The organism is Neomicrococcus aestuarii, from assembly GCF_014201135.1.
GTDB classification, from domain to species: Bacteria; Actinomycetota; Actinomycetes; order Actinomycetales; family Micrococcaceae; genus Neomicrococcus; species Neomicrococcus aestuarii.
In genome coordinates, this window is sequence record NZ_JACHDR010000001.1 from 776,317 (window position 1) to 788,713 (window position 12,397).

At 60.4% G+C, this 12,397-nt stretch carries 9 protein-coding genes; 4 read left to right on the plus strand and 5 right to left on the minus strand.

All coding sequences use genetic code 11. The annotated features are described in order from the left end of the window. Positions 1–16: 16 nt before the first annotated feature. Positions 17–643 (minus strand): 30S ribosomal protein S4, encoded by a 627-nt coding sequence (gene rpsD, locus HD598_RS03430; RefSeq protein ID WP_183663832.1) that lies wholly within the window; start codon positions 641–643, stop codon positions 17–19. Between the two features lie 147 nt (positions 644–790). Then, positions 791–2,209 carry a replication-associated recombination protein A gene (locus tag HD598_RS03435; protein ID WP_183663834.1) on the minus strand — a complete coding sequence of 473 codons (1,419 nt, stop codon included), beginning with the start codon at positions 2,207–2,209 and terminating at the stop codon, positions 791–793. Positions 2,210–2,250: 41 nt separating this feature from the next. Between HD598_RS03435 and dtd the strand changes: the two genes are divergently transcribed. After that, on the plus strand, positions 2,251–2,691 hold the full coding sequence (gene dtd, locus HD598_RS03440) for a D-aminoacyl-tRNA deacylase (protein ID WP_183663836.1): 441 nt from the start codon (positions 2,251–2,253) through the stop codon (positions 2,689–2,691). Between the two features lie 86 nt (positions 2,692–2,777). Here the strand turns inward: dtd and aspS are convergent, their stop codons facing one another. Further along, positions 2,778–4,589 (minus strand): aspartate--tRNA ligase, encoded by a 1,812-nt coding sequence (aspS, locus tag HD598_RS03445; RefSeq protein ID WP_183663838.1) that lies wholly within the window; start codon positions 4,587–4,589, stop codon positions 2,778–2,780. A gap of 149 nt (positions 4,590–4,738) precedes the next feature. Between aspS and HD598_RS03450 the strand changes: the two genes are divergently transcribed. Continuing rightward, the gene (locus tag HD598_RS03450) at positions 4,739–6,010 is read left to right on the plus strand and encodes an APC family permease (RefSeq protein WP_183666544.1); all 1,272 of its coding nucleotides are present in this window, start codon (positions 4,739–4,741) and stop codon (positions 6,008–6,010) included. 35 nt (positions 6,011–6,045) lie between these two features. Here HD598_RS03450 and hisS read toward each other — a convergent pair whose 3' ends face one another. Continuing rightward, positions 6,046–7,398, minus strand: a complete 1,353-nt coding sequence (gene hisS / locus HD598_RS03455; RefSeq protein WP_183663840.1) for a histidine--tRNA ligase — start codon at positions 7,396–7,398, stop codon at positions 6,046–6,048. 241 nt (positions 7,399–7,639) lie between these two features. Between hisS and HD598_RS03460 the strand changes: the two genes are divergently transcribed. Both HD598_RS03460 and HD598_RS03465 read left to right on the plus strand, forming a co-directional pair. Then, on the plus strand, positions 7,640–9,277 hold the full coding sequence (locus tag HD598_RS03460; RefSeq protein ID WP_311538938.1) for a DUF349 domain-containing protein: 1,638 nt from the start codon (positions 7,640–7,642) through the stop codon (positions 9,275–9,277). Positions 9,278–9,438: 161 nt separating this feature from the next. Beyond that, positions 9,439–10,098 (plus strand): hypothetical protein, encoded by a 660-nt coding sequence (locus HD598_RS03465; protein WP_183663844.1) that lies wholly within the window; start codon positions 9,439–9,441, stop codon positions 10,096–10,098. Between the two features lie 15 nt (positions 10,099–10,113). On the opposite strand, the gene HD598_RS03470 is transcribed toward HD598_RS03465, so the two are convergent. Then, the gene (locus HD598_RS03470) at positions 10,114–12,396 is read right to left on the minus strand and encodes a RelA/SpoT family protein (RefSeq protein ID WP_183663846.1); all 2,283 of its coding nucleotides are present in this window, start codon (positions 12,394–12,396) and stop codon (positions 10,114–10,116) included. Position 12,397: the final 1 nt, after the last annotated feature.

A 12,397-nucleotide genomic window follows, 5' to 3' on the forward strand; every position in this document is an offset into this window, starting at 1 on the left:
CGCACAAAGCTCAGTTTTAGCGAGCGTAGTATTCGACCACGAGCTGCTCTTCGCAGGTCACAGGGACCTCAGAGCGCTTCGGACGGCGAACCAACGTTGCCTGAAGGGACTCAAGCTTGACGTCGAGGTAGCCCGGAACAGCAGGAAGCACGTCGCGGTGTGAACCGGCAGCTGCAACCTGGAACGGGGTCATCTTCTCGGAACGCTCGTGAACGTGAACCATCTGGCCTGGCTTCACGCGGAAGGACGGGATGTCCACGCGCTGACCGTCAACCAAGATGTGGCGGTGCACAACGAGCTGGCGTGCCTGAGAGATGGTGCGTGCGAAACCTGCACGAAGCACCAAAGCGTCAAGACGCATTTCCAAAAGTTCGATGATGTTTTCACCGGTCAAGCCAGAGGTACGCTTGGCTTCTTCGTAGACGCGAGTCATCTGAGCTTCGCGGATACCGTACTGAGCACGCAAACGCTGCTTCTCGCGAAGACGCACTGCGTAGTCGGAGTCTGCCTTCTTACGGGCGCGGCCGTGCTGGCCTGGTCCGTAGGGGCGACGCTCCATGTACTTTTCTGCCTTAGGAGTCAAGGCAATACCGAGGGCACGCGAAATGCGGACCTTACGGCGGGCACGGGTGTTGTTAGCCACGTGTTTCCTTTGCTGTACTGCGGTGTGTGTCAAATCTGGCCTCCCGTACGGAGAGTGAGGGACAACCGCTACCCTCGAACTACAGCAACAACTCACCTCAAAAATGGGGGGATGCGCTTGCCAGCCGAGGATCTATCCTACCAGAAACTAACGGAGGATATCGCGGATACGGTTGACCCGCTCGCCGATCGCCCGCTCGGCACCGTTACCCGTAGGACGGTAGTAGTCCTTGCCCACCAGATCGTCCGGCGCGTACTGCTGATGTGCGATCCCGTGCGGCTCGTCATGCGAGTAGATGTAGCCCTTGCCGTGGCCCAGTTGTTTTGCCCCCGGATAGTGGGCGTCGCGCAAGTGCGAAGGAATGCCCTTGCCCTTACCGGCACGCACGTCGCCGATAGCCTCGCCGATAGCCACATAGGAAGCGTTCGACTTTGGCGCCGTCGCCAGATGCACCACGGCTTGGGCCAGGATGATGCGCGCTTCGGGCATACCTACGAGCTGTACTGCTTGCGCTGCGGCGACCGCTGTTTGAAGCGCGGTGGGATCCGCCATGCCGATGTCTTCACTCGCGCTGATCATGAGCCGGCGCGCAATAAATCGAGGATCCTCCCCCGCTTCGAGCATGGTGGCGACATAGTGCAGCGCGGCGTCCACGTCGGAACCGCGAATGGACTTGATGAACGCACTCGCGGTGTCGTAGTGCGCATCCCCGGACTTGTCATACCGGCGCACCGCCGCATCCATGGCCCGTTCGGCGTGCTCTGCCGTGACCAGTACGACGACGCTGCTTGCGTCCGCATCCCCCGGCGTTCCGTTGGCGTGGGCCTCGCCCCAGGCGACGCCGGCTGCCGCTTCAAGCGCGGTCAGGGCACGGCGAGCGTCTCCTCCCGAAAGCTGCACGATGTGCTCGAGCGCGGCCGGTTCCAGCTCTACGGTTCCCGCGAGTCCCCGTTCGCTCGTGACGGCGCGCTGGATAAGTTCGGCGATATCAGATTCGTCGAGCGGCTTGAGCGTGAGAAGAAGTGAGCGTGAGAGCAAGGGTGCGATGACCGAGAAGCTCGGGTTCTCAGTGGTTGCAGCGACGAGCACCACCCAGCGATTCTCAACGCCAGGCAACAACGCGTCTTGTTGCGCCTTGTTGAAGCGGTGAATCTCATCCAAGAAGAGGACCGTGGTGATGCCGCGAAGGTCACGATCCTGAAGCGCTTGATCCATCACGCGGCGGACATCCTTGACGCCGGCGGTAATGGCGGAGAGCTCCACGAACTTACGGCCCGGACCGTTTGCGATCACATGCGCCAGAGTGGTTTTTCCGGTTCCGGGAGGTCCCCACAAAATGATGCTGGTCGGACCGGCTGGGCCGCCGGTGTCCTCGCCGGAAAGCTGACGCAACGGTGAGCCCGGCTTGAGCAAGTGACGCTGTCCGGCTACTTCATCCACGGACTTGGGACGCATGCGCACCGGTAGCGGCAAGCGAGGCCTACGGGACGCACCCGCTGGGCTGGAAGCCGAGCCTGCGTCGTCGTACTCCTCATCTTCAATGTCCGCCGAAAAGAGATCACTCACCCATCAACCCTATCCCCACCCTCTCGCGGTAGCGTGTCAGGGTGAAAGCTATTGCCCAAAGAGTGAGCCGCGCCTCGGTCACCGTCTCCGGTGAGACGGTCGGCGCCATTGACGAACCTGGATTGCTGATTCTGCTGGGAGTTACTCCCCCGGATACCGAGCGTCATGCGGAAGTTCTCGCCGAGAAAATCTGGAACTTGCGGATGTTAGAGGATGAACAATCGTGCGCGTCCATTAACGCGCCGCTGCTGGTGGTGAGCCAATTTACGCTCTACGGGGACGTGCGAAAGGGACGGCGTCCCTCTTGGACCAAAGCCGCGGGGCGCGCTCAGTCCGAGCCACTGTATGAATACTTCGTGAACTATTTGCGCACTCTTGGCGCACATGTAGAAACGGGAGTCTTCGGTGCCGAAATGGAAGTAACGCTTGTGAACTCCGGGCCGTTCACGCTGATTGTGGATACGGACGAACTGGCGGTCTAGGAACGCAGAAAGGGGCTGGCCACCAGAGAGAAATTCTCTGCGCGGCCAGCCCCTTCCTGCTGTTCAGTAAATCCGGAGTTCAGTAACTACTCGGCCGCTGGAGCCTCAGCGGCGTCTTCTGCCTTGACGGTGGTCTTCTTCGCTTCTGGCTTGAAGTCCACACCGGCTTCCTTACGCTGCTGCGGGGTGATCGGCGCCGGAGCTGCCGTGAGCGGATCGTAGCCGCCACCGGTCTTCGGGAACGCGATCACTTCGCGGATGGACTCTTCGCCGGCGAGCAAAGCCACCACGCGGTCCCAACCGAAGGCGATTCCGCCGTGAGGAGGCGCGCCGTACTTGAAGCCTTCCAGCAAGAAGCCGAACTTCTCATTGGCGGACTCTTCGTCGATGCCCATGACCTTGAAGACACGCTCTTGGATATCGCGCTGGTGGATACGGATGGAACCGCCACCAATTTCGTTGCCGTTGCAGACAATGTCATACGCGTAGGCCAGAGCGGAGCCTGGATCCGTGTCAAAGGTGTCAATGAATTCGGGCTTCGGGGACGTGAAGGCATGGTGAACTGCGGTCCACGCGCCAGCGCCCACGGCGACGTCGCCAGCTGCACGAGCTGCATCGGCAGCTTCGAAGAGCGGTGCGTCAACAACCCATACGAACGCCCAGTCCTTCGGATCGATCAAGCCGGTGCGGTGACCAATTTCCACGCGAGCTGCGCCGAGCAGGCCGCGCGAGCTCGAAGCATCGCCAGCGGCGAAGAAGATGCAGTCGCCTGGCTTGGCGCCCACGGTGGAGGCAAGGTTCTCGCGCTCGAAGTCCGTGAGGTTCTTCGCGACCGGTCCGGTGAGCTCGCCGCTCTCCTGAACCAGCACGTAAGCAAGGCCCTTAGCGCCGCGCTGCTTGGCCCATTCTTGCCACGCGTCGAGCGTGCGGCGAGCCTGGGAAGCGCCACCTGGCATGACCACGGCACCGACGTATGGAGCCTGGAACACGCGGAACGTGGTGTCCTTGAAGAATTCGGTGAGCTCGGTCAGCTCAAGACCGAAGCGAAGGTCCGGCTTGTCAGAGCCGTACTTTTCTATGGCCTCGGCGTAAGTCATGCGGCGGATCGGGGTTTCGATCTCCACGTCGATGAGCTTCCAGAGCGCCTTGACGATGGACTCGCCCAAGGCGATGACGTCTTCCTGATCCACGAAGCTGGCCTCAATGTCCAACTGCGTGAATTCTGGCTGACGGTCCGCGCGGAAGTCTTCGTCACGGTAGCAACGAGCGATTTGGTAGTACTTTTCGAAGCCACCCACCTGGAGCAGCTGCTTGAACAGCTGTGGGGACTGCGGGAGTGCGTACCAAGAGCCCGGTGCCAAGCGTGCTGGGACCAAGAAGTCGCGAGCGCCTTCTGGGGTGGAGCGCGTTAGCGTGGGCGTTTCGATTTCGGCGAAGCCCTGTTCGTGCAACAGGTTGCGGGCTACGCGGTTAGCTTCGGAGCGCAACAAGAGGTTGCGGTGCGGTGCTGGGCGGCGCAGGTCAAGGTAGCGGTGACGCAGACGAGCTTCCTCGCCTACCTCCACGTGCTCATCCACCTGGAATGGCAACGGAGCGGCAGTGTTCAAGACCACTACTTCGTCAGCAATGATTTCAACTTCACCGGAGGCCAAAGCGGCGTTTTCGTTGCCTTCGGGACGGCGCTCCACCTTACCGGTGATTTGCAGCACGTACTCGTTGCGCAAGTGGTGGAAGTCAGCCTCGTCTCGGATGACAATCTGCGCCACGCCGGAAGCATCGCGCAAGTCAATGAATGCCACGCCTCCGTGGTCGCGGCGGCGGGCTACCCAGCCCGCGAGAGTGACGGTTTCCCCAATGTGCTCTGCCCGGAGAGTGCCCAGGCTATGAGTGCGCAGCAAAGCTGTCCTTTCGAAACAGTGGAGGCAAAAGCGGGCATGATGCGCCCGCGCAGAATCTTGCCATTGCAGTAGTTTCCATTGAGTTTACCGGTAATTGCGTTCCCCGCTGGCGTCACAAGGCCACGTTGAGGACACTTTCGCTCCGTATGATGACCCCCGTGAGCACCACGACGCCTAGTTTGAAACGATCCTTAAGACTCTTCGACGCCGTAAATTTGGGCGTTGGTTCCATGATTGGCGCCGGCATTTTTGTGGTGTTGGCGCCCGTCGCCGCTCTTGCCGGGACTTGGTGGTGGCTGGCTGTGTTGTTGGCCGTGGTGGTAGCGATCGCGAACGCCCTTGCTGTTGCAGCCCTTGCCATGAAGCACCACAACAGTGGTGGCGCGTACTTGTACGGGACGCGGGAGTTGGGTCCGGTTCCGGGGTTCTTGGCGGGCTGGGGATTCGTCACTGGTAAGACCGCGTCCTGCGCGGCGATGGCGTACACGGTGGGGCTCTACTTGGCGCCGGACCTTGCCGTTCCACTGGGCTTGGCCGCCATAGTTCTGGTCACAGGCGTCAACCTGCTGGGCGTCACGCGCACCGCCTTGGCCGCGCGGGTGATCGTGATTCCCGTGCTGATTCTTTTGGTGGCGCTGTCCGTCGCGGCTTTGAGCGGTGGGTTCTCCCAGTACGACGACGCAGCCCCGGTCCTCGAGGCAGGTCCTGATTCGCCGTGGTTGGTCCTGCAGGCTGCCGGGCTGATGTTCTTTGCTTTCGCCGGGTACGCGCGCATTGCCACGATGGGTGAGGAGGTGCGCGAACCTCGCAAGAACATTCCTCGCGCAATCATGATCGCCTTGTCCATCACGCTGGCGGTGTACGCCCTGGTGTGGACGGCCGGCGTTGCGAGCGTTGGGGTGCAGGGCTTGGCGAACTCGCCGGCTCCCTTGGAAACCGTTGCGGAGAGCGCGGGATGGCCCGCCTGGATCATCACGGTGGGCGCAGCGGTGGCGGCCTTAGGCGCTCTTTTGGCGTTGGTCGCCGGGATCTCGAGGACGGCCCTGGCGATGTCTCGAGAGCGCGATCTTCCGCAAGCCTTTGGTCAGGTCAGTGAATCTCACGGCGTTCCGTGGTTCGCGCAGATCGTCGTTGCGATCCTTGCCGCACTCTTGATCGTGGCCACGGATCCCACCACGATCATCGGCTTCTCAAGCTTTGGAGTGCTGGTCTACTACGCAATCGCGAACGCTTCCGCGCTCAAGCTCGGCGCGTCCGAGCGACCTCGCTTCTCCCCCATGTGGCTCAACGCCGTGGGGTTGGTGTTGTGCGTGGCTCTCGTCGTGACGCTTCCGCTCACCAGCATTCTGGTGATGATGGGTGTCTACGCGGTGGGCTTGGCGTTGCGCTGGGTACTGCGGCGCAACGCCAAGATCGTCTAATTCGAACCCATGCCTAGCAAAGTACTCACTAAGAACTAGGCCTGCTGGTTTCCGCGAAGAACTTGAGGAGTCAGATCCTCGGCCGGTGGCATCCACGTCGCCGGGTCAGCCTGTACCTGCTCGCCGGAGCGAATGTCCTTGACCTCGTGCCCGTTCTCGGAGCTCGTGAACCATACGAACGGAATGCCACGACGATCAGCAAACTTGATCTGCTTGCCGAACTTCTCCGCGCTCGGAGCAACTTCTACTGGAATGCCGCGCTGACGCAGTGCAGTCGCCACATCCTGAGCCTGGTTCCACGAGTCGTCGTTCTCGAGCGTCACGAGAACTGCAGTGGGAACGGAGCGGTTCGCCACAAGGGTCTCGGTGGCCAAGAGTCGGGACACCAGCCGCGAAACGCCAATCGAGAGTCCCACACCCGGGTAGGTCTTGCTGCCCTTGCTCGCAAGCGATTCGTAGCGGCCGCCAGAGCAAATGGAACCCAGCTGCTCGTGACCGGTAATCATCGTCTCGTAGACCGTACCGGTGTAGTAGTCCAAGCCGCGGGCGATCGCGAGGTCGGCAACAATGCGTCCCGGTGAGCGCTGCGCTGCAGAACCAACGACCTCAGCCAACTCAGCCAAACCTTGATCGAGAACCTCGTGAGTGACTCCCAGAGCGCGAACTTGCTCGACGAAGCTGGTGTCCTCGGTGCGGATGCTCGCCAGAGCCAGCGCCTTCTCGGCCTGCTCTTCGGTGGCACCAACCTCGGTCATCAGCAGCTGCTTGACCTTTTCGGCGCCGATCTTCTCGAGCTTGTCGATGCTGCGCAACACGCCCGCGGTGTCCGTGAGTCCCAGACCCAAGTAGAAACCCTCGGAGAGCTTGCGGTTGTTCACGCGAACCGTGAAGTCGCCGATGTTGAGAGCGGTGAGCGCCTCGATCATCACAAGGGCTAGTTCCACGTCGTATCGGAATGGCAGGGCGCCGTCGCCCACAATGTCAATGTCTGCCTGCGTGAACTCGCGGAAGCGGCCGTCCTGAGGACGCTCGCCACGCCACACCTTTTGCATCTGGTAGCGGCGGAACGGGAAGGCGAGGTAGCCGGCGTTCTCCACCACGTAGCGAGCGAAAGGAACAGTGAGGTCAAAGTGGAGTGCCAAAGCGTTGGGATCAGTCGCCGAGATAGCTTCACCCTCGCCTGCCTGAAGGCGGCCGACTCCGTAGACTTCCTTGTCGATTTCACCCTTCTGAAGCAGCTGGCCTACCGGCTCAACAGCGCGGGTTTCGATGTTGGAGAAACCGTGGAGCTCAAAGGTGCGACGCAAAACGTCCAAGAGGTGCTGCTCCACGAGGCGCTCTGCTGGCAACCATTCGGGGAATCCTGACAGGGAGGCTTTGCGTGCCATGAAAATGATGCTCCTTTAACTGCCACTTCTGTGGTCGTCGACTTTCAGCCTCACCATTCTATGGGCACGCCCACTTTTAGCACCCATAGCGCATACTTTGAGGCGCTGACTGGCTCATCACATGACACGTGAATCGCAAGTTCTCTCAACAAGGGAGAATAAAGCGCGCGGAATCGGTAAAGTGAGCGTGTTAGTGGGCGCACATCTGTGTGTGCCTTCCATAAACGAAAGAGTTATAGCGGTGACTACCAGTCAGCAATCCGACGAATTCAACGAGTCGACCGAGTCCGTGTCGACCGAATCGCCGGCACCAGAAGAAATCAACGTGACGGCAACCGAAGATGTAGCAGCGGAGAAAACCCCAGCTGCGTCGTCGTCCTCCGAAGCAACCGAGGCTGAAGCAACGGAACCCGTAGCCTCCGAGCCTGAGGCAACCGAGCCAGCAGCGCCGGAAGCCGAAGCCGAGGCGAGCGACGCTGAAGCGACGCCAGCACCGGCAGCTGAGGCTACGCCGAAGAAGCCCGTAGCCACCCCGTTGCCAACGCCAGCGGCCGCTAAGAGCGCCAAGAACGCAGAAGAAAAGCCAGCAAGCGCTCCCGTAGCTGCGCCGCCAGCGTTCTCGACTCCCCTCGATGAGGCTGAGAAGTTCGCTCGTGTCACCGAGGACGGCCATGTTTTTGTGATCGTCGACGGTCAGGAATTCCCGGTAGGACAGTACCCGGATGCCACGAAGGAAGAGGCTCTGGCTTACTTCGTTCGTAAGCACGACGACGTCGTTTCCCAGGTCATGTTGCTGGAGCAGCGCATCGTCGCGAAGGCTCCTGCAGGCGACATGAACAAAGCTGCCGATCACCTCTCCGCTCTTGTAGCAGAGCGCCTCATGGTGGGTGACATCGCTGCCCTCGAAGCTCGCCTTGAGACCGTGAAGCTCGCAATTTCCAACTTGCAGGCTGAAGAGCGCAAGACCCTTGAAGAGCGTCGCGCTAAGGAACTCGAAGCCCGCGAAGCCATTGTGGCCGAGGCTGAAGAGATTTCCGGCAAGGATCCTTCGCAGATCATGTGGAAGCAAGCTAGCGCCCGCATGACGGAACTCTTTGATGCCTGGAAGGCCGCTCAGAAAAACGGACTTCGCCTGAGCAAGGCCACCGAGGACGCGCTCTGGAAGCGTTTCCGCGGCGCCCGAACCACGTTTGACCGCCACCGTCGCGCTTACTTCAGCCAGCTGGATGCGGACAACTCCGCAGCCAAGCAACAGAAGGAAAAGCTGATTGCTCGCGCCGAAGAGCTGCAGACCTCCACGGACTGGGGCAACACGGCCACCGAGTACCGCAAGCTTATGGACGAGTGGAAGCAGTCAAAGCGCGCCTCCCGCAAGGACGACGACGCTCTGTGGGCTCGCTTCCGCGCAGCTCAGGACGTCTTCTTCGAAGCACGCCAGGCTGCTAACCAGGTTGTTCAGGAAGAGTTTGAGGGCAACCTCAAGGTCAAGGAAGCGCTGCTTGAAGAAGCCCGCGCCATTGTTCCGGTGAAGAACCTCAACGACGCGAAGAAGAAGCTCGACTCCATTCGCGAACGCTGGGAAGCTGCCGGCAAGGTTCCTCGCAAGGACATGCAGCGCATCGAAGCTGGCTTGCGCCAGATCGAGGATGAAGTCAAGAATGCTGAGGACGATCAGTGGCGCCGCTCCAACCCGGAGAAGAAGGCCCGCACCAACTCCATGCTGACGCAGCTTGAAGATGCCATTGCGGATCTTGAAGACGACTTGGCGAAAGCGCAGGCTCAGGGCAACCAGAAGAAGATCAAGCAGGCCGAGGAAGCTTTGGCCGCTCGTCGCTTGTGGCTCGAGACCCTGACGCGTTCCGCAAAGGATCTCAGCTAAGAGTTTGAGAACACCGACTGGCGTTAGTCATTGCCAGTAGCTGTTTAGAGGGTGAGTGCGATGTCATTCAGATGGCATCACGCTCACCCTTTTGCGTGCCCGCTCTAGATCGCCACTCTTGAGTTATCAACATCTGAAGAGTTCTCAGAGTCTTTCGGCGCATGAATTTGGCAAGCTGGAGTCACCACGTCATTCACCGCGAAGAGGCCATCATGCCGGGAGACCAGCCGTCAGAATTTTCTTGGAGTCACGCGCTCACCACCGAGTTCATGACCCCTGCATCGCATGACCACACCCAGCGCGAGCTGGAAGCTCTCGCCCTCGATCAGCACCTCTTCGAGATCCTTCCCGGCACCTTCGTCACGAGCCACACGGTGGTGGATCCCGGCGTTCGCCTGCTCGCGCTAGCGACAACGGTGGGCGAGACGGCATCTCGTCTGGCGGTCTTTTCACGCATGACGGCAGCCTGGATCTATGGCTGCGTGGATCAACTTGATCGGATCCAAATGCACGTGGGCGGATACCACCGGCCACTCCCCAACGACTCCCCCATGTCATTGCTGACGCTGGAAGCTGCAGTCGATGGAAACGACAGCAACCATTTGGGGTCCCTGCGCGTAACAAATATCGAGCGGACCGCCTTCGATCTGGCGTTGTTCAACATCATGCCGGGCTCACGCCAAGCCCTAGTGCGGTTGATCGCCCGGTACGGCTCTCACGTGCCGTTTGAACAGATGACTGAGAGTTTGGAACAGCAACGCCGGTACTCCGCCCGGCGTTGCCTCGAATCAGCGTTCAAAGAAGCAGCACGTTCACACTAAGTTCGTGGCACAAAACTAAGCGCGGCGGGTGCCCCCGGAGGTTCGGTAGACGTCGTAGACGCCATCGATGCGTCGGACAGCGTTCAGAACGTGGTCCAAGTACTTGGTGTCCGTCATTTCAAACGAGAACCGGGACAGTGCCGTGCGTTCGCGGGTGGTGTGAACCGTGGCGCCCAAGATATTAACGTGGTTCTCGGAAAGAACGCGTGTGACGTCGGAGAGCAGACTCTTGCGGTCCAGTGCTTCCACTTGGATTTCCACGAGGAACACGGACTCCTTCGTGGGAGCCCATTCGACGTCGACGAGTCGCGCCGGATCCAGACCGGGCTGCAGGATGTTGGGGCAATCAATGCGGTGCACTGACACTCCAGAACCCTTCGTGACGAAGCCGCGGATCTCATCCGGCGGAACCGGCGTACAACAGCGAGCAAGCTTCGCCAGGACATCGCCAGCACCTCGGACAATCACGCCGGAATCGGAATGATCGATGTGCGGGCGCTTGGGAGCCTCGACCGCGTAAAGCTCGTCGTCTTCCGTCTCTTGAGGAACCTGCTGGCCCACAATGAGCTGCAGGTGCTCAATCACGTTCTGGGCGGAAACGTTGTTATCGCCCACCGCCGCATACAGCCCAGCGATGTCGTGCAAGTGCAGCTCGTGCGCAACAGCCGTCAGAGTGTCATGAGACATGATCTTCTGCAGCGGGAGGTTGTACTTACGCAGCGCTTTAGTGAGCTGTTCCTTGCCGCGGTCAATGGACTCTTCGCGGCGTTCCTTCGTGAACCACTGACGAATCTTTGTCCGGGCGCGGGCGCTCTTGACGAAGTTCTGCCAGTCCTGGCTAGGACCTGCGCCTTCCGCCTTAGAGGTGAAAATTTCTACCCAGTCACCATGGTTCAGCGTGGAGCTGAGCGGGACGAGCTTGCCATTGACGCGGGCACCAATGGTTCGGTAGCCCACCTCGGTGTGTACTGCGAAGGCGAAGTCCACCGGCGTTGAACCGGCGGGCAGACCCATGATGTCGCCCTTCGGGGTGAAGACGTACACCTCGTCAGAGCCAATCTCGTAGCGCAGCTCGTCGAGGAACTCTTCGGGATCGCGGGACTCGCGCTGCCAGTCGGCGAGAGAGCGCAGCCAGTTGATATTGGCGCTGTCGTTGGCGGTGACCGCTTCCGTCTCCGTGCGGCGCTTGTACTTCCAGTGCGCAGCCACACCGTATTCGGCACGGCGGTGCATGTCATGGGTACGGATCTGAATCTCAACAAGCTTGCCTTCCGGTCCCACCACAGTGGTGTGCAGGGACTGATAGGTGTTCAGCTTGGGCATCGCGATGTAATCCTTGAACCGGCCAATGAGCGGGTTCCATCGCGTGTGAATGGCGCCAAGCGCCGCGTAACAGTCCTTGACCGTGTCTACGAGGACACGAACACCCATGAGGTCATGGATCTCATCAAATTCTTTTCCGCGCACCACCATCTTTTGGTAGATGGAGTAATAATGCTTGGGGCGGCCGGTGATGGTCGCCCTAATCTTCTCCTGGAGCATGTCCTCGGCGATTTCTCGCCGAACCGTGGACAAGTACTTCTCTCGCTCTGGAGTGCGTTCGCCCACCAGACGGACGATCTCCTCATAGACCTTGGGATGCAGCGCGGCGAAGGAGAGATCTTCGAGCTCCCACTTGACCTGGTTCATGCCCAGACGGTGGGCAAGCGGTGCAAAGATCTCGAGAGTTTCGCGAGCCTTCTTGGCGCTAGAGGCCGGTGAGACGTAGCGCCAGGTGCGCGCGTTGTGGAGACGGTCGGCAAGCTTGATGAAGAGCACACGGATGTCCTTGGACATCGCAATGACCATCTTGCGGACGGTTTCAGCTTGAGCGGCATCGCCGAACTGGACCTTGTCCAGCTTGGTCACGCCATCTACGAGCATGGCCACTTCGGGGCCGAACTCGCGGGTCAGGTTTTCGAGGGAATAGTCCGTGTCTTCGACGGTGTCGTGCAGCAGGGCCGCGGCGAGCGTAGCCCCGCTCATGCCCATCTCGGCGAGGATGGTGGCCACCGCGACCGGGTGGGTGATGTACGGATCGCCGCTCTTGCGCGTTTGACCCGTGTGGTACTTCTCGGCGACGGTGAACGCTCGCGTAATCAGGTCCAGGTCCTCGCGAGGACTGTTCGCACGCACGGTACGCAACAGCGGTTCAAGAATCGGTGGCGTCTCATGGACCGTCCGGCCGGCAAAACGAACAAATCGTGACAGCCCGGAAGCCCTGCGAGGTGGATTCTTTGGCGCACTATTTTCTGCCATC